Origin of the sequence: Fusobacterium ulcerans ATCC 49185 (assembly GCF_900683735.1) — a bacterium.
Taxonomy (GTDB): domain Bacteria; phylum Fusobacteriota; class Fusobacteriia; order Fusobacteriales; family Fusobacteriaceae; genus Fusobacterium_A; species Fusobacterium_A ulcerans_A.
Window position 1 is genome coordinate 3438987 of sequence record NZ_LR215979.1, and the last position, 21046, is coordinate 3460032.

At 34.1% G+C, this 21046-nt stretch carries 24 protein-coding genes, 1 tRNA gene and 2 rRNA genes; 24 read left to right on the forward strand and 3 right to left on the reverse strand.

What is annotated here, in order from left to right:
- Nucleotides 1-46: 46 nt before the first annotated feature.
- The 4 genes from E0E45_RS15565 (at nt 47) to E0E45_RS15580 (ending at nt 3928) form a co-directional block, all read left to right on the forward strand.
- Nucleotides 47-2957, forward strand: a 23S ribosomal RNA gene (locus E0E45_RS15565).
- 70 nt (nt 2958-3027) lie between these two features.
- Nucleotides 3028-3144 (forward strand): 5S ribosomal RNA (gene rrf, locus E0E45_RS15570).
- 10 nt (nt 3145-3154) lie between these two features.
- Nucleotides 3155-3230 (forward strand) — tRNA-Asn (locus tag E0E45_RS15575).
- A 137-nt stretch (nt 3231-3367) separates the two neighbouring features.
- Nucleotides 3368-3928, forward strand: a complete 561-nt coding sequence (locus tag E0E45_RS15580; protein ID WP_130891978.1) for a nitroreductase family protein — start codon at nt 3368-3370, stop codon at nt 3926-3928.
- A gap of 44 nt (nt 3929-3972) precedes the next feature.
- On the opposite strand, the gene E0E45_RS15585 is transcribed toward E0E45_RS15580, so the two are convergent.
- From E0E45_RS15585 to E0E45_RS15595, 3 genes are read right to left on the reverse strand one after another with little or no spacing between them, the layout of a single operon-like run.
- A complete protein-coding gene (locus E0E45_RS15585) occupies nt 3973-4668 on the reverse strand; it encodes a hypothetical protein (protein ID WP_130891979.1) in 696 nt (231 codons plus the stop codon).
- Nucleotides 4669-4696: 28 nt separating this feature from the next.
- A complete protein-coding gene (locus tag E0E45_RS15590; protein ID WP_130891980.1) occupies nt 4697-5158 on the reverse strand; it encodes a hypothetical protein in 462 nt (153 codons plus the stop codon).
- Nucleotides 5159-5205: 47 nt separating this feature from the next.
- Nucleotides 5206-5664 (reverse strand): hypothetical protein, encoded by a 459-nt coding sequence (locus E0E45_RS15595; protein WP_130891981.1) that lies wholly within the window; start codon nt 5662-5664, stop codon nt 5206-5208.
- 305 nt (nt 5665-5969) lie between these two features.
- On the opposite strand from E0E45_RS15595, the gene rplS reads away from it, so the two are divergent.
- The 20 genes from rplS to E0E45_RS15695 all read left to right on the forward strand — a co-directional run bounded on the left by rplS (nt 5970) and on the right by E0E45_RS15695 (nt 21023).
- Entirely contained in the window at nt 5970-6320 is a 351-nt protein-coding gene (rplS, locus tag E0E45_RS15600) for a 50S ribosomal protein L19 (RefSeq protein WP_130891982.1), read from the forward strand.
- A gap of 112 nt (nt 6321-6432) precedes the next feature.
- On the forward strand, nt 6433-7359 hold the full coding sequence (gene lepB / locus E0E45_RS15605; RefSeq protein ID WP_130891983.1) for a signal peptidase I: 927 nt from the start codon (nt 6433-6435) through the stop codon (nt 7357-7359).
- Nucleotides 7360-7368: 9 nt separating this feature from the next.
- Nucleotides 7369-7791 (forward strand): ribosomal protein S18-alanine N-acetyltransferase, encoded by a 423-nt coding sequence (gene rimI, locus E0E45_RS15610; protein WP_130891984.1) that lies wholly within the window; start codon nt 7369-7371, stop codon nt 7789-7791.
- An 81-nt stretch (nt 7792-7872) separates the two neighbouring features.
- Complete coding sequence (purB, locus tag E0E45_RS15615) at nt 7873-9306, forward strand: adenylosuccinate lyase (RefSeq protein WP_130891985.1); 1434 nt, start codon at nt 7873-7875, stop codon at nt 9304-9306.
- Between the two features lie 2 nt (nt 9307-9308).
- Nucleotides 9309-9824: a Gx transporter family protein gene (locus E0E45_RS15620; protein WP_130891986.1), complete on the forward strand. Its 516-nt coding sequence runs from the start codon at nt 9309-9311 to the stop codon at nt 9822-9824.
- The gene (glmM, locus tag E0E45_RS15625) at nt 9821-11176 is read left to right on the forward strand and encodes a phosphoglucosamine mutase (protein WP_130891987.1); all 1356 of its coding nucleotides are present in this window, start codon (nt 9821-9823) and stop codon (nt 11174-11176) included. Before E0E45_RS15620 ends, glmM begins: the two co-directional genes overlap by 4 nt.
- Nucleotides 11177-11191: 15 nt before the next feature.
- Nucleotides 11192-11899 (forward strand): class I SAM-dependent DNA methyltransferase, encoded by a 708-nt coding sequence (locus E0E45_RS15630; RefSeq protein ID WP_130891988.1) that lies wholly within the window; start codon nt 11192-11194, stop codon nt 11897-11899.
- Nucleotides 11900-12005: 106 nt separating this feature from the next.
- A complete protein-coding gene (locus E0E45_RS18120) occupies nt 12006-12215 on the forward strand; it encodes an AtpZ/AtpI family protein (protein ID WP_130891989.1) in 210 nt (69 codons plus the stop codon).
- A gap of 13 nt (nt 12216-12228) precedes the next feature.
- Entirely contained in the window at nt 12229-12606 is a 378-nt protein-coding gene (locus tag E0E45_RS15640; protein ID WP_130891990.1) for an ATPase, read from the forward strand.
- Nucleotides 12607-12631: 25 nt separating this feature from the next.
- Nucleotides 12632-13438, forward strand: coding sequence for a F0F1 ATP synthase subunit A (gene atpB, locus E0E45_RS15645; RefSeq protein WP_005982517.1), 807 nt, complete (start codon nt 12632-12634; stop codon nt 13436-13438).
- A 35-nt stretch (nt 13439-13473) separates the two neighbouring features.
- Nucleotides 13474-13746 (forward strand): ATP synthase F0 subunit C, encoded by a 273-nt coding sequence (gene atpE / locus E0E45_RS15650; protein ID WP_005952243.1) that lies wholly within the window; start codon nt 13474-13476, stop codon nt 13744-13746.
- 54 nt (nt 13747-13800) lie between these two features.
- On the forward strand, nt 13801-14307 hold the full coding sequence (gene atpF / locus E0E45_RS15655; RefSeq protein ID WP_130891991.1) for a F0F1 ATP synthase subunit B: 507 nt from the start codon (nt 13801-13803) through the stop codon (nt 14305-14307).
- On the forward strand, nt 14304-14828 hold the full coding sequence (gene atpH, locus E0E45_RS15660; RefSeq protein WP_130891992.1) for an ATP synthase F1 subunit delta: 525 nt from the start codon (nt 14304-14306) through the stop codon (nt 14826-14828). The genes atpF and atpH overlap by 4 nt, the downstream gene beginning before the upstream one ends.
- Before the next feature lie 30 nt (nt 14829-14858).
- Nucleotides 14859-16361: a F0F1 ATP synthase subunit alpha gene (atpA, locus tag E0E45_RS15665; RefSeq protein WP_005982523.1), complete on the forward strand. Its 1503-nt coding sequence runs from the start codon at nt 14859-14861 to the stop codon at nt 16359-16361.
- A gap of 14 nt (nt 16362-16375) precedes the next feature.
- Entirely contained in the window at nt 16376-17227 is an 852-nt protein-coding gene (atpG, locus tag E0E45_RS15670; RefSeq protein WP_130891993.1) for an ATP synthase F1 subunit gamma, read from the forward strand.
- Nucleotides 17228-17245: 18 nt separating this feature from the next.
- Entirely contained in the window at nt 17246-18646 is a 1401-nt protein-coding gene (gene atpD / locus E0E45_RS15675; RefSeq protein WP_130891994.1) for a F0F1 ATP synthase subunit beta, read from the forward strand.
- 2 nt (nt 18647-18648) lie between these two features.
- Nucleotides 18649-19053: an ATP synthase F1 subunit epsilon gene (gene atpC / locus E0E45_RS15680; RefSeq protein WP_130891995.1), complete on the forward strand. Its 405-nt coding sequence runs from the start codon at nt 18649-18651 to the stop codon at nt 19051-19053.
- 379 nt (nt 19054-19432) lie between these two features.
- Nucleotides 19433-19849 carry a hypothetical protein gene (locus tag E0E45_RS15685; protein WP_130891996.1) on the forward strand — a complete coding sequence of 139 codons (417 nt, stop codon included), beginning with the start codon at nt 19433-19435 and terminating at the stop codon, nt 19847-19849.
- A gap of 13 nt (nt 19850-19862) precedes the next feature.
- Nucleotides 19863-20573 carry a molecular chaperone gene (locus tag E0E45_RS15690; RefSeq protein ID WP_130891997.1) on the forward strand — a complete coding sequence of 237 codons (711 nt, stop codon included), beginning with the start codon at nt 19863-19865 and terminating at the stop codon, nt 20571-20573.
- 18 nt (nt 20574-20591) lie between these two features.
- Nucleotides 20592-21023, forward strand: coding sequence for a hypothetical protein (locus tag E0E45_RS15695; RefSeq protein WP_130891998.1), 432 nt, complete (start codon nt 20592-20594; stop codon nt 21021-21023).
- Nucleotides 21024-21046: the final 23 nt, after the last annotated feature.

Consider the following 21046-nt stretch of genomic DNA (forward strand, 5'->3'; position numbering starts at 1 on the left):
ATATAAACAGAGTTAGCTGTCAATCAAATTAAACAAAAACAAAATAGGTTAAAATAATTAAGGGCACACAGGGAATGCCTAGGTAGTAAGAGCCGATGAAGGACGTGGTAAGCTGCGATAAGCTTGGGTTAGCTGCAAACGAGCGCCAACCCCAAGATTTCCGAATGGAGCAATCTGCTAAGATGGAGTCTTAGCACGAAAGAGGGTACCGAGTGAACTGAAACATCTAAGTAACTCGAGGAAAAGAAAGTAAAAACGATTCCCCAAGTAGCGGCGAGCGAACGGGGATGAGCCTAAACCATATAAGTGTCAAGGATACAGCCGTTGCTTATATGGGGTTGTGGGAAGAACGTTTGAAGAACTGTAAGATATTCAACATATCTAATGACCGAACTGGAACTAGTTGGAAAGCTAGATCGTAGAAGGTGATAATCCTGTACAGGTAAACTCATTAGAATGTATGTTCTCTCCCAAGTAACATGGAACACGAGGAATTCTGTGTGAATCTGCGAGGACCATATCTCGTAAGGCTAAATACTCTTACTAACCGATAGCGTATAGTACCGTGAGGGAAAGGTGAAAAGAACCCCGGGAGGGGAGTGAAATAGAACCTGAAACTGTGTGCTTACAAGCGGTCAGAGCTCTTCGGAGTGATGGCGTGCCTTTTGGAGAATGATCCTGCGAGTTACGTTCAGTGGCGAGGTTAAGTATAACGGAGCCGAAGGGAAACCGAGTCTGAATAGGGCGACATAGTCGCTGGGCGTAGACGCGAAACCTGGTGATCTAAGCCTGTCCAGGGTGAAGCTGTGGTAAGACACAGTGGAGGCCCGAACTCACCGCCGTTGAAAAGTTGGGAGATGAGGTAGGTTTAGGGGTGAAAAGCCAATCGAACTAGGAGATAGCTCGTTCTCTCCGAAATGCATTTAGGTGCAGCCTTGAGTGTTTAATTATGGGGGTAGAGCACTGAATGAACTAGGGGGCATATTGCTTACTGAATTCAATCAAACTCCGAATACCATAATTCAAAGCTCAGGAGTGAGACTATGGGAATTAACTTCCATTGTCAAAAGGGAAACAACCCAGACCACCAGCTAAGGTCCCTAATTATAACTAAGTGGGAAAGGAGGTGGAGATTCACAAACAACCAGGAGGTTGGCTTAGAAGCAGCCATACCTTTAAAGAGTGCGTAATAGCTCACTGGTCGAGAGTCTCTGCGCCGACAATGTAACGGGGCTAAGTTATAAACCGAAGCTGTGGAATTGCGCAAGCAATTGGTAGGAGAGCGTTCTGTAGGCCGTTGAAGGAGAAGCGTAAGCAACTCTGGAGGTATCAGAAGTGAGAATGCAGGAATAAGTAGCGAGAAAGGGGGCGAGAATCCCCCTCGCCGGAAGACCAAGGTTTTCAGGGTAAAGCTTGTCTTCCCTGAGTAAGCCGGGACCTAAGCCGAGGCTAAAATGCGTAGGCGAATGGAAAACAGATTAATATTTCTGTGCCAGTTATATTTTGTGATGGAGGGACGCAGAAGGGTATGTGCGCGGGAGAACGGAAGTTCCCGTAAAAGCATGTAGAGTGGTCTAGTAGGAAAATCCGCTAGATTAGACTTGAGGTGTGATATATAGTCGTAAGATGAATGCACAAATCCCACGCTGCCGAGAAAAGCTTCTAACGTTAAGGTATAACTGCCCGTACCCGAAACCGACACAGGTGGTCAGGATGAGAAATCTAAGGCGGACAGGCTAACTCTCGTTAAGGAACTCTGCAAAATTGCCCCGTAACTTTGGGAGAAGGGGTGCCCCTGGATGTTAGTAATTACGCATTATGAAGCATTTGGGGGTCGCAGTGAAGAGGCTCAAGCAACTGTTTAACAAAAACACAGGTCTATGCTAAGCTGTAAGGCGATGTATATGGGCTGACACCTGCCCAGTGCCGGAAGGTTAAGAGGAGGAGTGAGAGCTCCGAATTGAAGCCCCGGTGAACGGCGGCCGTAACTATAACGGTCCTAAGGTAGCGAAATTCCTTGTCGGGTAAGTTCCGACCTGCACGAATGGTGTAATGATTTGAGCGCTGTCTTGACGGGAGGCCTGGTGAAATTGTACTACCGGTGAAGATACCGGTTACCTACAGTAGGACGGAAAGACCCCATGGAGCTTTACTGTAGCTTGGTATTGGGTTTTGGCATTGCATGTATAGGATAGTTGGGAAACTATGAAGATATGGCGCTAGCTGTATTGGAGTTGTCGGTGGAATACCAACCATTCAATGTCGAAATTCTAATCTGTGGTTTGCAGCCACGGAAACAGTGCTAGGTGGGCAGTTTGACTGGGGCGGTCGCCTCCGAAAGAGTAACGGAGGCGTTCAAAGGTTCTCTCAGGTTGGATGGAAATCAACCGCAGAGTGCAATGGCATAAGAGAGCTTAACTGCGAGACTGACGGGTCGAGCAGGTGCGAAAGCAGGACATAGTGATCCGGCGATTCCGAATGGAAGGGTCGTCGCTCAACGGATAAAAGCTACCCTGGGGATAACAGGCTGATTTTGCCCGAGAGTCCATATCGACGGCAAAGTTTGGCACCTCGATGTCGGCTCATCGCATCCTGGGGCTGGAGAAGGTCCCAAGGGTTGGGCTGTTCGCCCATTAAAGCGGTACGTGAGCTGGGTTCAGAACGTCGTGAGACAGTTCGGTCCCTATCCACTGTAGGCGTTAGAATATTGAGAAGATCTGTCCTTAGTACGAGAGGACCGGGATGGACAAACCTCTGATGTACCAGTTGTCACGCCAGTGGCACAGCTGGGTAGTCACGTTTGGAACGGATAACCGCTGAAAGCATCTAAGCGGGAAACCAGCTTCAAGATAAGTATTCTTTAAGACTCCTTCGAGACTAGAAGGTTGATAGGTTGGGGGTGTAAGAGCTGCGAGGCTTTTAGCTGACCAATACTAATAAGTCAAAGTTTTAACCTAAAGATTGAAAGCGCGAAAGCGTATGCTACTATATAGTTTCAAGTGTCTATTAGAAAAAATAAAGACACAGCTTGGTAAGAATAGCTGCGGGGGTACACCTGGTCCCATTCCGAACCCAGAAGTTAAGCCCGTAAACGCTGAAAGTACTTGGAGGGAAGCCTCCTGGGAGGATAGGAACTTGCCAAGCTCAAATGAGTGCTTCCTTAGCTCAGTCGGTAGAGCATGCGGCTGTTAACCGCAGTGTCAATGGTTCAAGTCCATTAGGAAGCGCCATTTTTTTATTTTTTGGAAAATTTTTTATAAAAAACTATAATTTTAAAGAGTTTATATACATTTCTCTATAATAATCTATTCGATTTAATATGATATAATATAAAATATTGAAAAAATTTCATGGAGGAGGAATAGGAATGAGTGTAATCTCTTGTATTAATGAAAGAAGAAGTATTCGTTCATATAAAGATGAGCCAATATCTGAAAAAATAATAAATGAGCTTTTAGAATTAGGAACAAAAGCAGCTACAGGATCTGCTATGGAACCTTGGGGTTTTGTTGTTATACAAGACAGAGAAGAGTTGAATAAATTATCAGATGAAATAAAGAAACATTTAATTGCCAATTTTGATAAATTTCCATATTTGAAACAGTATAAGAACTGGGTAGAAAATCCTAAATATAATGTATTTTATGATGCAGGAACTTTGGTTATAATATATGGAAATACAGATTCTCATTGGAATATTTATGATTGTTCTCTTGTGGCAGGAAACATAATGCTGGGAGCTTATGAGATGGGGATAGGGAGCTGTTGGATAGGGTTTGGTGAGTATATATTCAATACAAAAGAATTTAAAGAAAAATATGGAGTACCAGAAAATTTTCAAGGGATTTGTCCTTTGACATTAGGGTATATGAAAATAAAACCAAAACCTCCTGTGAGGAAAGCACCTGTAATATTCAATAAAAGATAAATTAAAAGAAGCTGTCTAAATTCTTAGACAGCTTCTTTTTTTGTTTAATTATATTCTATAGAAATTAAGATCATACTTTTTGGATAATATGTAACTTTTACATCTGGAATATCTTGAATATCAAGTTCAGAAGGATAAATGGATATATTAGGATCCTCTTTATATGAAGCTATTATTTTGTTTGTATCCCATACTGTATTATCTATTACAAATTTTTTAGTTAAAGGGTCTATCATTTGAGAGTTTCTGTTTTCTATTTTCAGCATAATACATTTTGCAGAAGAATCAGTTTTCAGCATCCATAAATAAAAATATGGCTGTGTATGAATAATGCTTCTGTAACTTTCCTGATAATGTAATGAGCTAAAAGAAAGAGTTTCAGTAACAGGGCCTTCTATGAGATCTTGTATAGCATGAACAGGGCCTTCTTCTCGAGTAAAGATCATTAGACTCCATGGGATGCAGCACATGCACCCTAATAAAGTTATAATTTTTTGATGGAGAGAGATTCTTCCATTTTTTTCTTTTTCCTGCTGTAGAAATTCATATAATCCTAAAGCTATGAATAAAGCAGGAAATAATGCCATTTCAAAAGGAAGAATTATTTTATTCCAAATTAATCCTACTATTCCAGAATGGAGAGAAAAGAAAAACGTAGTAATAAAAACTATTCCTATAGTTAAAAATAGCAGCAACCATAATATAGTATAAATACTTTTTTTTCTATTATTTTTTAACATATGTATCACCAAGGCTTTTTTATTTTTCTTATTCTTCTATAAATTCTTCGAAAATAAAGCTGTTTTCCTCTGTATCATATTTTAATGCATAAATTTTTTCCGCCTCTGCTTCTACTTCAATTTTAGTAGGACCAGTAGTAGTTGTAGTAGTTTTCATAAGACCTTTTCTTGTCCAAGAAGCTTCAGCTTCTATAATATTTTTTCCTGGACGAAGAAAATATCCTAATTTTCTTTTTTCATAAAAGTGAACTGGAGCCTCATTATTAATGTAGATGATAATCAAAGCATCAGAAAGATTACCAAATGCCAATCGTGTACTTATCATCATCTTGGCTGAACTCGGATTTTCTTCCAGATAGGATTTTGCTTTTGCCTTATTTTTTTTTAAATATAACATTGTTAATGGAAGACCTATCAAAAGATATGCCACACATATGATAATGATGTATCTTCCAGGTCCAGTCAAAAATGTAGAAAAAGAACTTTCCATATAAACCTGCCTTTCATTATTTAATAGTAAAGTTGAATTAACAAATATCAATTTTTTTTATTTGCTTTTTTTGTTGTGGATATATTTACTGGCTCTTGATTATTAAACCCAAGTGCATCTAATAGTTGCAGATAACGTCCTCTTCCTAACATACTGCAGTCAATAGTTGTTCCATAATCATTTTCATGAGTCTTAATGGTAAGATCACATGAACTGTCTCCAGTAGTAGAAGTTATCAGAGAATGAAATGAACATTCACTTATTATAAAACTATGAGTTTCTTTCTTTCCGCGATAGAAAGTAAGTTTGTCACCATCTATAATTATTCTGATATTATCAAGAACTACTGCAAAATATGCTCCCCCAAGAAAAGTTAATGTACCAAGAACTTTAGAAATAGTTGGAGAAAGGAAAAAATTTGCTATGATTGCTAAAACAAAACCTGCACATGCAACAAAGAAAACATTCTTCAAAATAACTAAAGGATTACTTTTAAATTCTTTCATACAGCACCTCCATATTTAGTATACCTTAGATAGTAGCCATTTTAGCATAAAAAAAATTCTAAAACCACAAAAAAAATTCAAAAAGCATACATTAATTTGTTAACTTTATAATCTTAAAGAATTTTATTATAGTCTAAATTTTTTTTTACTGAATATAAATTCTTGATATAATGATTATTTATTTATTTTCAAAAATTAAGAATTTGGATTGACATTATCCTGCTAATATGATAAACTATCTAAGTTAAAATGGATATTCCGCTTTAATCAAAATTATTAAATGAATATCTCAAGGAGGAGAAACAATGAAAGAAAAATTAATCCAATTAGTAGAACAAAACTACTTAAGAACTGACATCCCTTCATTTAAAGCTGGAGATACTATTGCAGTATACTACAAAGTAAAAGAAGGAAACAAAGAAAGAGTTCAGTTATTTGAAGGTGTAGTTATCAGAGTAAATGGTGGGGGAATTGCAAAAACTTTCACAGTTAGAAAAGTAACTTCAGGAATAGGAATAGAAAGAATAATTCCTATGAACTCTCCAATGATTGACAAGATTGAAGTATTGAAAGTTGGTAGAGTTAGAAGATCTAAACTTTATTACCTTAGAGGACTTTCTGGTAAAAAAGCTAGAATCAAAGAAATCAGAAAATAATAACAAAAGCCAAGGATTTATCCTTGGCTTTTTTCTTTATTTGGGTATTTTTTTTTTTAGATTTATGATAAAATGATTGTATTGGGGAAAAATAAAATTGGAGTGATTGTAGATGGAAAAAAGTAAAATAATACTGAATGGTATTTTCTATGTGATACTTACAGCAGTGTTTGTATATATCTTTGTTAAAGAAAAAGCTTTGACAGATACTATAAAAATATACAGAGATAAATTTGCTGATAAGGTCATCATGGTACTTAATATAAAAGGAAAAGTACTGAGTAAAGGAATAAGAACAACTATAAATTTAGTAGAAACATTAGGAACTGCCCTTATTTTAGTTCTTGTAATACAAAAATTTTATCTTGGAAACTTTTTGGTACCTACAGGATCAATGATACCAACAATAATGCCAAAAGATAGACTTTTTGGAAATATGTTGATTTATAAATTCAGAAAACCTCAAAGAGAAGAAATTATAGTTTTTAAAGAACCTATTCAAAATAAAGTACTTTATACTAAAAGGGTAATGGGACTTCCTGGGGAAACAGTAAATATAAAAAATAATCATCTTTTTGTAAATGGAGAAGAGATAATAACTAGAGAATATACTAATATCGGTGAAATTGGAAATGAAAAATGGATAGTTCCTAAAAAAGGAGATACTGTTGAGATAATTCCTGGAAAGGATTATTCAAAATTATTTAGAGAAAATTTGATAAATGTTGGAGAAGTACAGAAATATCTTGTAGATAATCCTGGAGCAGTTGGAGAAATACTTCCTGATCTTGAATTTAGAGTGAATGGAGAAAAGACAGGAATGCTTTTAGATTTAATACATGATCCTAAATATGTAAACAGAATACTTAAAGGTGAAAATGTAGCATTGATATCTGAGAAAGATTATTATCTTGCTCTTGGGGATAACACAAATGGAAGTTATGATTCAAGAATGTGGGGATTTGTAAGTGAAGACAGAATAAAAGGAGAAGCTTTTATAAGATTCTGGCCTTTGAACAGAATAAAGCTTTTGAAATAGGAGTAGAAATTGGTAGAGGAATTAATTGATAAAAAAAATCTTTTAGAAGTGGCTGAAATGGAAGAAGAGATATTTCATAATACAGCATTTTCAATAAAACAGCTAGAAGAGATGAAAAAAATAGATAGATACAGCTTTCTTATTATAAAAGCTGAAGAAAAAACAGCAGGTTATGTGATACTTTATGACAGTGTTGATGTATGGGAAATCATGAAAATAGCAGTAAAAAAGGAGCATAGAAGAAAGGGAATAGGAGAGGAACTTTTGAAGTATATTTCTTCTCTTATTCAAATGCCTATAATGCTTGAAGTCAGAGAAAATAATATAGGAGCTATAGAATTTTACAAGAAAAATGGGTTTGAGAAGATAGCTACCAGAAAAAACTATTATACTGATACAGGAGAAGCAGCTTATATAATGGTCAAAAATTAATTGAGGGATAAAATAGTTTTGTATTATCAAAAAGCTGACAATAAAAACCTATAAATATATAAAAAGGATGGTAAACAAAAGATGAATATGAATATTTATTCAAACCCTTTAGCAGAAAGATATAGTTCAAAGGAGATGCTTGAAAATTTTTCACCTGACAAGAAATTTTCTACTTGGAGAAAACTTTGGATAGCTTTGGCTGAATCTGAAAAAGAACTAGGACTGCATATAACTGATGAACAGATAGAAGAGATGAAAGCTAATATTTATAATATCGATTACGAGCTTGCAGCAAAAAAAGAGTCTGAATTTAGACATGATGTAATGGCACATGTACATACATTTGGGACACAAGCTCCAAAAGCTATGCCTATTATCCATCTTGGTGCTACAAGCGCATTTGTAGGAGATAACACAGACCTTATTCAGATAAAAGATGGACTTGATATAGTTAAAACTAAGCTTGTAAACGTAATATCTGAAATGTCAAAATTTGCTATGGAATATAGAAATCTTCCAACATTGGGATTTACTCATTTTCAGGCAGCTCAATTAACTACAGTAGGTAAAAGAGCTACTCTGTGGCTTCAAAGTCTTCTGCTTGATCTAGAAGAACTTGAATTCAGAGAGAAAACTTTAAGATTCAGAGGAGTTAAAGGTACAACTGGAACACAAGCAAGTTTTAAAGAACTATTTAATGATGATTTTTCTAAAGTAAAAGCTTTAGACGAGAAAATAACGGAAAAAATGGGATTTAATAAAAGATTCCTTGTTACAGGACAGACTTATGATAGAAAAGTTGATTCAGAAGTGATGAATCTTCTTGCCAATATAGCTCAGTCAGCTCATAAATTTACAAATGATTTAAGACTTTTACAACATCTGAAAGAAGTAGAAGAACCATTTGAAAAAAGTCAAATTGGGTCATCAGCTATGGCTTATAAAAGAAATCCAATGAGAAGTGAGAGAATATCTTCTCTTGCAAAATTTGTAATAGCTCTTCAGCAAAGTACAGCTATGACAGCAGCTACTCAATGGTTTGAAAGAACTCTTGATGATTCAGCTAATAAAAGATTATCCCTGCCTCAAGCTTTCTTGGCAATAGATGCTATATTGATAATCTGGAAAAATGTTCTGGATGGATTAGTAGTTTATCCAAAAATGATAGAAAAACGTATAATGTCTGAACTTCCATTTATGTCTACAGAATATATTATAATGGAATGTGTAAAAAATGGAGGAGACAGACAGGAACTTCATGAAAGAATAAGAGTTCATTCTATGGAAGCAGGAAAAATGGTAAAAATAGAAGGTAAAGAAAATGATCTTATAGAGAGAATATTAAATGATAAATATTTCAATTTAGATAAAGATAGATTGCTGGAAATTTTATCTCCTAAGAATTTTATAGGTTTTGCACCTGAACAGACAGAAGAATTTATAAATATAGAAGTAAAACCAATCTTAGAAAGATATAGTGATAAACTAGGAATGGAAGCAGCACTAAGGGTATAGGTATGAAGGAAAACAGACGAGAGATATATTTAACCGCCTTAGTTTTACTTGCATTGTATCTTTCTCTGGCAGAAAATTTTATTCCAAAACCTTTTCCTTGGATGAAAATAGGATTATCCAATATAGCTGTTTTGATAGCTCTTGAAAAATTTGATTCTAAGCTTGCGATTGAGGTCGTACTGCTTAGAATCTTTATTCAGGCTCTTATGCTAGGAACTCTTTTCACCCCCGGTTTTATAATAAGTTTATCAGCTGGAGGAGCAACTACTTTATTTATGGTTGGACTTTATAAATTCAGGAAATACCTTTCTCTTTTGGCAATCAGTTCTCTTTCCGCCTTTCTTCACAATATGATTCAACTTATAGTCGTATATTTTCTTATCTTTAGGAATATTACCCTGTATTCAAAATCTATAATGATGTTTGTATGGGGCTTTTTGGCTATAGGTGTAGGGGCAGGAATTGTAACAGGCTTTATTGGAGAAAAATTAAATTTAAGAAGAGGTAATAAATTATGAGAAAATATTTTGGAACAGATGGTATCAGAGGAGAAGCAAACAGAGAACTTACAGTAGATATAGCACTCAGATTAGGGTATGCACTAGGATATTATCTTAAACAGAAAAAAAATAATGGAAAAATAAAAGTTATAATGGGAAGCGATACAAGAAGATCAGGATATATGCTGAGATCAGCTCTTACAGCAGGTTTAAACTCTATGGGAGTGGATATAGATTTCGTAGGAGTTATATCAACACCAGCAGTGGCTCATATAACTAAAACTAAAGGGGCAGATGCAGGAATAATGATATCAGCTTCTCATAATCCAGCAAAGGATAATGGACTTAAAGTATTCGGACCAAATGGATATAAACTTCCAGATGAAACAGAAGCAGAAATTGAAAGATTAATGGACAATTATGCTGAAATAACTAAAGATGCCATAGCTGGAGATGAAGTAGGAAGATTTAAATATGCAGAAGATGAATATTTCCTATATAGAGATCATCTTCTTTCATGTGTAAAAGGTGATTTTACTGGAATGAAAATAATAGTTGATACAGCTAATGGATCAGCATACAGAATAGCAAGAGATGTATTTTTAGCATTGGGAGCAGAGGTAGTAGTAATAAATGATGCGCCTAATGGAAGGAATATTAATGTAAAATGTGGTTCTACTCATCCAGAAATTCTTGCTAAAGTAGTTATAGGTTATGAGGCAGATTTAGGATTGGCATATGATGGTGATGCTGATAGACTTATGGCTGTTGACAGAAATGGAAACATAATAGATGGAGATAAGATAATAGCTGTTCTGGCCCTTTTAATGAAGAAAAAAGGACATTTAAAAGGAAATAAAGTAGTTACAACAGTAATGAGCAATATGGGACTTGAAAATTATCTAAAAGAAAATGGAATAGAATTATTAAGAGCAAATGTAGGAGACAGATATGTTTTGGAAAAGATGATAGGAAGTGAAGCTGCTATTGGTGGAGAACAGTCTGGACATATTATACTTTTAGAACATGCAACAACTGGAGATGGAGTACTTACATCACTTAAACTGGTTGAAGCATTGAGAGATGAAAAAAAATATATTGATGAGATGGTAAAAGATATAAAGGACTGGCCTCAAAAACTTATCAATGTAACAGTGGACAATAAAAAGAAAAATATCTGGAATCAGAATAAAAATATAACAGACTTTATAGCTCTGAAAGAAAAAGAGATGGAAGGACTGGGAAGAGTATTAGTAAGAACATCTGGAACTGAGCCATTGGTAAGAGTTATGGTAGAAGGGAAAGATATGTCTATGGTGGAAAAAGTAGTTAATGAAATTGCTGAAATAGTAAAAAAAGAATTAGCATAAATAGGGTGAATATATATGTATAAATATTTTTCAAAAATCTATGATAAGTTTATGGAATATTCAGATTATGGAGCATGGGAAAAGGTAGTAGAAGGGCTTATCGCTGAAGGAAATCCTCAAGGAAGGGATTTGCTGGATATAGGGTGTGGGACTGGCGAGCTTCTTTTAAGAATGGCTAAAAAGTATAAATGCCACGGTCTGGATTTATCTGAAGGAATGCTTAAAGTAGCAGACAGAAAATTAAAACATAGAGAAGTCAGATTATTCCTTGGGGACATGGTAGATTTTAATACTGGTTTTCAATATGATATAATGATTGCTCTTTTTGATACAGTGAATCATATTTTATCTACAGAAGAACTTACAAGTCACTTTATAAGTGTAAGAAATTCTTTGAAAGATGAAGGGGTATATATTTTTGATGTTGTAGACAGAGAGTTTATGGAAATGATGTTTCCCAATGATATCTTTGTTGACAATAGAAAAGATTTAACTTGTATCTGGGAACATGAAATAGAAGAAGGAATAGACTACATAGATGCTACATATTTTGTAAAAAATTCTAAAGGAACTTTTGACAAAGTAACTGAAAGTTACAGCAAAATGATATTTACAGAAAAAGAGATTGAAGATTCAATAAAAGAATCTGGGCTTAAATTAATCAGAATTATAGAAAATGATGAGATTGCAGGCAGACGAAATGTTTATTTGTTAAAAAAATAATACCAAAATGGTAAAAGAATGATAAATTATTTTCAGAATAGAAATAAAACATTGACTAAAAGTGATAAACATTATAAAATTATACAGTATAGATGGTGAATTATTCATGAAATGGATAACTAAAGAATTAATTAAGAATTTCTCATTACTAGGGTATCTTGGCTTTTTAATAGCTGGAAATATCCTACTTTATATATTTATATATAAAATGATTGAGAAGTATTTTTTTAAAAGCACGATATTATTTATTCTACTGCTTTTAATAGGTATAGTAAGCGGCTTTTACAGTGCATATAAGCTGATAATGAAAAAGTAGAAAAGGTGATGGAATGAATGATATAAAAAGAATTTTTAAAAGAGCAGCAGTGACAACAGTCATTATTCTTATATATGGAGTATTAGTAAAAAGTGAATATGTTTATCTGGGAATGTTTTCAGGTAGTGTGATGTCTATTTTTGTATTCTATTTGCTTTGTCTTGATATAAAATCCATAGCTGCTTCTGAAAGTGTTTCGAGAAAAAGGGGTTTTATAGGTTATGCAAAAAGATATGCCATTTATGGAGTATATCTTGGTGTGATGGCTCATTTTTTTGGGCTGCCCATGTTATTAGGTTCAGCAATAGGGTTATTGAATGTGAAGGCAAATATTCTTTTAATAATTCTTTCTGAAAATATATTGAAGCTTAGAGATAAATATCTAAGATGACGCAATGAAAGGAGGGTTTTAACAGATGAGATTAGGAGCAATAGAGTTCGTAACACCCCCTTTGGTGGAAGGACCAAGAATTGTATTTTTTCTCCCTCTTCCTGAATTTCTTCATAAAATGCCATTTGCAATGGAAATGGCTAATGGAGGTTATGGTTTGCCAGTGACAATAACAGTTGTGACCACTTGGTTTATTATTTTGGTACTGTTTATTTTATTTAAGCTGGGAACTAAAAAATTGGAAATGATACCAGGAAAGGCTCAAATAATGCTGGAAAGTGTATATGACTTTTTAGATGCTATAATTGAGCAGATGCTGGGATCATGGAAGAAAAAGTATTTTTCCTACATATCAACACTTTTTTTATTTATATTTACATCTAACATAGTGACATTCTTTCCTATACCATGGTATTCAGTAGAGAATGGAGTATTTCAGTTAGCACCAGCTTTTAGATCACCTACAGCTGACTTGAATACTACAGTAGGATTGGCACTACTTACAACATTTGCTTTCCTAAAAGCAAATATATCAACAAATGGTTTTGGCGGATATCTGAAAGGATTTATTGAACCAATACCAGTTATGCTTCCTCTGAATATAGTTGGAGAGTTTGCAAAACCAGTTAATATTTCTGTCAGACTTTTCGGAAACATGTTCGCAGGTGGAGTTATCATGGGGCTTCTATATATGGCAGCACCAGCAATAGTTCCAGCACCTTTGCATTTGTACTTTGACTTATTTATGGGGTTGGTACAAAGTTTCGTATTCATCATGCTGAGTATGGTATATATCCAAGGCTCTTTGGGAGATGCGGAGTATACAGACTAGATAAAAAACAATAGAACTTTAGGAGGTAATAAAATATGAATGAAATGTTATTAGCAAAAACTATAGTATTAGCAGCATCAGCAATTGGAGCAGGTTGTGCAATGATAGCTGGATTAGGACCAGGAATTGGAGAAGGTTATGCAGCAGGTAAAGCAGTAGAAGCAGTAGCTAGACAACCAGAAGCAAAAGGTAATATTATCTCTACAATGATACTTGGACAAGCAGTTGCAGAGTCAACTGGTATTTACTCTCTAGTTATCGCTTTGATATTATTATATGCTAACCCTTTCGTAGGAATGTTAGGATAATTTCTTTAAAATAAAAAGAGAAATTTATCATCATCTGGAAAGGAGGTAGAGAATTTGGCGACAACAATTATGCCAGCAGTATCGATAGATGTCAATATGTTCTGGCAGATAATCAACTTTTTTATACTTGTCTTTGTATTTAATAAATATTTCAAGAAACCTTTGGGAAAAATGCTTGAGACAAGAAAAGCAAAAATAACAAGCGATTTAAATGATGCTAATGCAAATAAAGAAGCAGCAATGAAACTTCAAAAAGAAGCAGAAGAATTACTGAAAAAAGCTAAATTTCAAGCAAATGAAATCCTGAAAACAGCTGAACATAAAGCTGATGAAAGAAGAGAATACATCTTGAGCGAAGCTAAAGATCAAAGAGATAAGATCATAAAAAATGCTGAACTTGAAGCTGTTAAAATGAAATCAGATGTAAGAAAAGAACTTCAGGATGAGGTAAAAGATTTAGCTGTGAGATTAGCTGAAAAGCTGATTGAAGAAAAAATAAATCCTAAACTTGAGTCTACCTTAATAGATGAGTTTATAGAAGAGGTAGGGGAAGAAAGATGATTGATAATCAAGTAGGAAGAAGATATGCAGAAGCTATCTATGAAATCGCTGAATCTACTGACAAAGTAAAACCCATTTATGAAAAGCTAAATGCTCTTATGGAATTATATAAAAATGATAATGAATTTAAAACTTTTATTACACATCCTCTTATTGAAGAAGATGAAAAGAAAAAAGTATTAAGTTCTATTTTTAAGGATTCTGATGAGGGGACTTTAAATATAATGTTCTATATTCTTGATAAAAAAAGAATGGAAAACATAAGAAACATTGTGGCAGAATATCTGAAAATATACTATGAAAAAAATCAGATACTTGATGTTGAAGCAACCTTTGCTGTTGAACCAAGTGAGCTGCAAAAAGAAAAATTAATAGAAAAATTAATGAAAAAAACAGGGAAAAAAATCAATCTTGAAGTTAAAATTGATAAATCTATCATAGGTGGAGGTATCATAAAAATAGGAGATCAGGTAACTGATGGATCTATACGTAAAGAATTGAATTCCCTAAGAAAAAAATAGAAAGGCTTGGAAAGCAGGAGGTGTAATCAGTTGAAAATTAGGCCAGAAGAAGTAAGCAGCATAATCAAAAATGAGATTGAGAACTATAAAAAAAGTCTTGATATAAAAACTTCAGGATCTGTTTTAGAAGTAGGAGATGGTATAGCTAGAGTCTATGGATTGAGCAGTGCAATGTCAGGAGAGCTATTGGAATTTCCACATGGTGTTATGGGAATGGCATTGAACCTTGAAGAGGATAATGTAGGAGCAGTTATACTTGGAGACTTCTCTTTGATAAAAGAGGGAGATGAAGTAAGAGCAACTGGAAGAGTTGTTTCTGTTCCAGCTGGAGAATCTTTACTAGGAAGAGTAGTAAATGCTCTTGGAGAACCAATTGATGGAAAAGGTGAAATTAAAGCTGAAAAATACATGGAGATAGAGAGAAAAGCATCAGGTATTATCTCTAGAAAACCAGTATTTGAACCATTACAAACAGGAATTAAATCTATTGATGGTATGGTACCTATTGGTAGAGGACAAAGAGAACTTATAATTGGAGATAGACAAACAGGAAAAACAGCTATTGCTATTGATGCTATCCTTAACCAAAAGGGAACAGGAGTAAAATGTATCTATGTTGCAATTGGACAAAAAAGATCTACTGTTGCTCAAATCTATAAAAAACTGGAAGATGCAGGAGCTATGGAATATACAACTATAGTTGCAGCTACAGCATCTGAAGCGGCTCCATTACAATATATGGCTCCATATTCAGGAGTATCTATGGGAGAATATTTCCTAGATAAAGGGGAACATGTACTTATAGTATATGATGACCTATCAAAACATGCAGTAGCCTACAGAGAAATGTCACTACTGCTTAAAAGACCACCTGGAAGAGAAGCTTATCCAGGAGATGTATTCTATCTGCACTCAAGATTACTTGAAAGAGCAGCTAAATTATCTGATAAATTAGGTGGAGGATCTATAACAGCTCTTCCAATAATAGAAACACAGGCAGGAGATGTATCAGCATATATTCCTACAAACGTTATTTCTATAACTGATGGGCAGATATTTCTAGACTCTCAATTGTTCAACTCTGGATTCAGACCAGCTATAAATGCTGGTATATCTGTATCAAGGGTTGGAGGTTCTGCACAAATAAAAGCTATGAAACAGGTTGCTTCTAAAGTTAAACTTGAACTAGCTCAATATACAGAACTATTGACATTTGCACAATTTGGATCAGACCTTGATAAATCTACAAAGGCTCAGTTGGAAAGAGGTAACAGAATTATGGAAGTTCTAAAACAACCACAATATAGACCTTTCCCAGTTGAAGAACAGGTAGTTGCATTCTTTGCGGTTATCAATGGATATCTTGATTCTGTAGATGTTGATAAAGTAAGAAGATTTGAAGATGAACTTCTGACAGAGCTTAGAAATACTACAGATATCTTAGCTGAGATAAAAGATAAAAAAGCCCTGAGTAAAGAGATGGAAACAAAATTGGGAGAAGCTATCAACGCTTTCAAAAAAAACTTTAACTAGAAAGAGGTGGGATAATGGCTGGAGCTAAAGAGATAAAAAGCAGAATTAAAAGTGTTCAGTCTACTCACCAGATCACTAAAGCCATGGAAATTGTTTCTACTACAAAATTCAAAAGATTTTCAGCATTAGTAACTAAATCAAGACCTTATGCTGAAAGTATCCATAACATCTTGTCTAATATAGCAGCAGGAGTTAAGAGTGAAAAACACCCTCTTTTTGATGGAAGAGAAGAAGTCAGGAAGATAGGAGTAATAGTTATGACATCTGACAGAGGACTTTGTGGAGGATTTAATAACAACACTCTTAGAGAAATGGAAAAAATCATGAGAAATAATAGTGGAAAAGAGGTTTCAGTGATTGCTATAGGGAGAAAAGGAAGAGAGTACTGTTCTAAGAGAAAGTATGACCTGAAAGCAAGCTATATCCAACTTATTCCTGAAACAATGGGAGATAAGGCAAAAGAGATAAGTGAAAATATAGTTGAATATTACTATAATGGAATCTTTGATGAAGTGTATATGATCTATAATAAATTTGTATCAGCTTTGAGAAGTGACCTTTTAGTAAGAAAACTTATTCCTATAGAAAGAGTAGAAGCTACAGAAAATACAGCATATATTTTTGAACCAGATGCAGAAACTATTTTATCTGCACTTCTTCCTAAATATTTGAATGTTGAAATATATCAGGCTCTTTTGAATAATACTGCCAGTGAACATTCAGCAAGAAAAAATTCGATGAAGAGTGCTACAGATAATGCAGAAGAGATGATAAAAGATCTTAATCTGAAATATAATAGAGAGAGACAATCAGCTATTACTCAAGAAATAACTGAAATAGTTGGTGGAGCAGCAGCTCTAAATTAAAGATAAGGAGGCAATAGCGTGGAGAACAAAGGAACTATAACACAGATTATCAGTGCCGTTGTAGACGTGTCTTTTAAAGACCAGCTGCCTAGTATATATAATGCATTGAAAGTAAAAGTAGGAGATAAGGAACTTGTACTTGAAGTTCAACAGCATCTAGGTAACAATGTAATAAGAGCAGTAGCAATGGACTCTACTGATGGTCTGCAAAGAGGTATGGAAGTAATAGATACTGGTTCCCCTATAAAAGTACCAGTAGGGAAAGCGGTTCTTGGGAGAATATTAAACGTTCTAGGGCAGCCAGTTGATGATGGTGGACCTGTTGAAACTGAAGAATTTCTTCCTATACATAGAGATGCCCCAAGTTTTGAAGAGCAGGAAACAGAAACTGAGATCTTTGAAACAGGAATAAAAGTAATCGACTTATTGGCACCATATATAAAAGGTGGAAAAATTGGATTGTTTGGAGGAGCTGGAGTTGGGAAAACAGTTCTTATCATGGAGCTTATCAACAACATTGCTAAGGGACATGGAGGACTTTCAGTTTTTGCTGGAGTTGGAGAAAGAACAAGAGAAGGTAGAGACCTTTATGATGAAATGACTGAGTCAGGAGTTTTATCTAAGACATCTCTGGTTTATGGACAGATGAATGAACCACCTGGAGCAAGACTTAGAGTAGGGCTTACAGGTCTTACTATTGCAGAAAATTTTAGAGATAAAGAAGGACAAGACGTTCTTCTATTTATAGACAATATATTCAGATTTACTCAAGCAGGTTCTGAAGTATCAGCACTGTTAGGAAGAATGCCATCAGCTGTTGGATATCAACCTAACCTTGCTACAGAAATGGGAACTTTGCAAGAAAGAATCACTTCAACTAAATCAGGATCAATAACATCTGTGCAAGCAGTATATGTACCAGCAGATGACCTTACTGACCCTGCACCAGCAACTACATTCTCACACTTGGATGCAACTACAGTTTTATCTAGAAATATAGCTTCTCTAGGTATCTATCCAGCAGTTGATCCTCTTGATTCTACATCAAAAGCTTTATCAGCTGAAGTAGTAGGAAAAGAGCACTATGAGGTAGCCAGAGAAGTGCAGGAAGTTCTTCAAAGATATAAAGAACTTCAAGATATTATTGCTATCCTAGGTATGGATGAATTGTCTGATGAAGATAAACTTACAGTATCAAGAGCTAGAAAAATTCAAAGATTCTTCTCTCAACCATTCTCTGTTGCTGAACAGTTTACTGGAATGGAAGGAAAATATGTTACTGTAAAAGATACTATCAGAGGATTTAAAGAAATCCTTGAAGGTAAACATGATGATATCCCTGAACAAGCTTTCCTATTTGTAGGAACTATAGAGGAGGCAGTGGCTAAAGGAAGAGACCTTATGAAAGGGGATGAATAATTATGGCTACTTTTAAAGTTAAAGTTGTAAATTATCAAGAAAAAGTTTTGGAACAGGAAGCAGAGTTTCTTTTGGTAAGAACTACTGAAGGAGAAATGGGAATCCTTCCCAATCATTCACCTTTTGTTGCAGGGCTTGCTATTGGTGAAATGAAAATCAGACTCAATGGTGAAGAAAAATGTTACTTTGTTTCAGGAGGATTTCTAGAAATATCTAATAATATTGTAACTGTGCTAGCTGATGAAGCTATGCCGTGTGAAATGATAGACTTAGAAAGAGCTAGAAAAGAGGCTGAAGAAGCTAAGGCTAAATTAGATAAATTAAAAGAAGATAAAGATATTCTTCTAACTGAAAAGAATTTAAATGAAGCTTTAGTAAAAGTTCGTTTAGCTGAAAAATTATTATAATTTTTAAAATAGGAAAACAGGTGTATTATATGCCTGTTTTTTTGTTTTTGAGAGTTAAGTTGATTTTCTTAAAACATCTTTAAATCTATTTTACTTATAGATAAAATAGATTTTTTTTATGTTATTTATTTCAATTAAATTTTACTTTGTTTACACTTTAGCTTTGAAAATTTAAATAAAAGAAGTTTATTAATTGAAATTTTGAACCTTAACGAAAAAAGCATATTAGTATATATAATTAGTTATTTTATCTCAAAATAAGGAATAAAGATATTTATTGAACTTATATATTTTGTATGCTATAATTCGATTAAAGATATAATTGTTCAAAAAAATACCAAATAAAGATGGAAATAAACAAAACAGGGATGATAAGCTTATGATAAAAAAAATTTTTTGGTTTTTGTTAATAAGTTTAAATTTGTATTCAGGGGAGTTTCAACAAGTTTCTACTGTAATAAAGATAACAGGGAAAGTTGTTGCCAATGCTTCATTAGTTGTAAAAGTAGATGGAGTAGAAACAAATGAAATAGTAATGGAAAACTATATCAAGGGATCAAATAATAAAAGTATGAAAACGCTTACATTTGGCTTGAAAGAAGAGTATACAAATGGGTCTATAAATTTAAAAGATGTAGATTATAGTGGAAATGAAAAAAATCTCTATAAGATAGAGAAAGTATCTGATGGAGAAGAGAAAAAATTTAAAATATCATATAATACAGAAATTTTAAATAAAATGAATCATGGAGATGAAGTAGAGGACACTATAGTTTTTACTGCTACCTATGATTAAATGAGGAGTGAATATGAAAAAATTAATGAGTATTGTATTTATGTTTTTGATGGTAACTGTAAGTAGTTTTGCATTCTTCAGAACTTCGGTAGCACCAGGAATATTTGAAATGAATCTGGATAGATCAGCTACTGAGGAAATAATACTTGTAAATAATTCAAATGAACCTATCAGAGTAAAAGTTTATCCAGGAAAAGATGAAAATATTAAAGATGAAGAGTATCTTGGAGACTGGCTGAGAATATATCCAAGAACTATGACTCTGGAAGGAAATTCAGAAAGAAGAATAAAGTTTTCTGTAAGAGCTCCTAAAGAAAAACCAGATGGAGAATACAGAGGACTGATATATATAGAGGAACTGCCTGAAGTGGTGGAGGGGCAAAGTACATTGACTTTAGCTGGAAGACATGGGCTTACAGTGTATGGGACTAAAGGAAAAGTAGAATATGATATAGTTGTTTCAAATGTAAAAGTTGTAGATAATGAACTTACAATGAATATTAAAAATAACGGGAAATACAGCTTAAGACCAGAGGTTAAAATAAACGATCTTTCTGCTAAAGGGAAAAAGATAGGAGAAATGGAAGAAAAAACTGGAAGAATTTTAAAAGGAAATACAGCATCAATAAAAATAGAACTTAAAGATTTAAAAGGTGAAGCTGCAGAAATAAATGTAGCTGGAAAAGGTAAGGTACTTTATAGTGAGACTGTAAAGTTAAAATAAAAAAGGAGATGACGTATCATGAAAAAAACGTTTTTTATGGTAGGAATATTGGCAGCATTATCTATAACAGCATTTGGAGCAGATTCAGATGGAACAACAACAATAAATCTTAAAGGAACAGCAGTAGCAGCAATAAATATAGTTCCTCAAGGTGGAGACACAATAGACTTTGGAAGAGTTATGGCTACAAAAACTTCAAATCAAAGTAAAATATTAGATATTACTGGTACTAAAGAACAAAAAGTTAAAATAAAAGCGGATTTAGGTAGTGCAGGAAGCTTTATAACAATAGCAAGTGATAGTGGAATAACAGCTGATTATGGGACTGTTATTGATTTAACTTCAACAGGAAAGGCAACAGCTACATTGAAATTAACATATGCCCCATTGGCAGATACAGACAGTCTGACTAATGAGACAGTAATAGTAACAGCAACATATAGTGATTAAATCTAAATAACTAAATCAGGAGG

Excerpts from the sequence above, each read along its gene's own strand:
- lepB (WP_130891983.1), top strand. The coding sequence starts at position 6,433 with ATGGAAAAAAGTAAAATAATACTGAATGGTATTTTCTATGTGATACTT.
- glmM (WP_130891987.1), top strand. The coding sequence starts at position 9,821 with ATGAGAAAATATTTTGGAACAGATGGTATCAGAGGAGAAGCAAACAGA.
- purB (WP_130891985.1), top strand. The coding sequence starts at position 7,873 with ATGAATATGAATATTTATTCAAACCCTTTAGCAGAAAGATATAGTTCA.
- atpG (WP_130891993.1), top strand. The coding sequence starts at position 16,376 with ATGGCTGGAGCTAAAGAGATAAAAAGCAGAATTAAAAGTGTTCAGTCT.
- E0E45_RS15690 (WP_130891997.1), top strand. The coding sequence starts at position 19,863 with ATGAAAAAATTAATGAGTATTGTATTTATGTTTTTGATGGTAACTGTA.
- E0E45_RS15640 (WP_130891990.1), top strand. The coding sequence starts at position 12,229 with ATGAATGATATAAAAAGAATTTTTAAAAGAGCAGCAGTGACAACAGTC.
- atpE (WP_005952243.1), top strand. The coding sequence starts at position 13,474 with ATGAATGAAATGTTATTAGCAAAAACTATAGTATTAGCAGCATCAGCA.
- E0E45_RS18120 (WP_130891989.1), top strand. The coding sequence starts at position 12,006 with ATGAAATGGATAACTAAAGAATTAATTAAGAATTTCTCATTACTAGGG.
- E0E45_RS15580 (WP_130891978.1), top strand. The coding sequence starts at position 3,368 with ATGAGTGTAATCTCTTGTATTAATGAAAGAAGAAGTATTCGTTCATAT.
- E0E45_RS15695 (WP_130891998.1), top strand. The coding sequence starts at position 20,592 with ATGAAAAAAACGTTTTTTATGGTAGGAATATTGGCAGCATTATCTATA.
- rplS (WP_130891982.1), top strand. The coding sequence starts at position 5,970 with ATGAAAGAAAAATTAATCCAATTAGTAGAACAAAACTACTTAAGAACT.
- E0E45_RS15595 (WP_130891981.1), bottom strand. The coding sequence starts at position 5,664 with ATGAAAGAATTTAAAAGTAATCCTTTAGTTATTTTGAAGAATGTTTTC.
- E0E45_RS15590 (WP_130891980.1), bottom strand. The coding sequence starts at position 5,158 with ATGGAAAGTTCTTTTTCTACATTTTTGACTGGACCTGGAAGATACATC.
- atpH (WP_130891992.1), top strand. The coding sequence starts at position 14,304 with ATGATTGATAATCAAGTAGGAAGAAGATATGCAGAAGCTATCTATGAA.
- atpC (WP_130891995.1), top strand. The coding sequence starts at position 18,649 with ATGGCTACTTTTAAAGTTAAAGTTGTAAATTATCAAGAAAAAGTTTTG.
- E0E45_RS15630 (WP_130891988.1), top strand. The coding sequence starts at position 11,192 with ATGTATAAATATTTTTCAAAAATCTATGATAAGTTTATGGAATATTCA.
- atpB (WP_005982517.1), top strand. The coding sequence starts at position 12,632 with ATGAGATTAGGAGCAATAGAGTTCGTAACACCCCCTTTGGTGGAAGGA.
- E0E45_RS15685 (WP_130891996.1), top strand. The coding sequence starts at position 19,433 with ATGATAAAAAAAATTTTTTGGTTTTTGTTAATAAGTTTAAATTTGTAT.
- E0E45_RS15620 (WP_130891986.1), top strand. The coding sequence starts at position 9,309 with ATGAAGGAAAACAGACGAGAGATATATTTAACCGCCTTAGTTTTACTT.
- E0E45_RS15585 (WP_130891979.1), bottom strand. The coding sequence starts at position 4,668 with ATGTTAAAAAATAATAGAAAAAAAAGTATTTATACTATATTATGGTTG.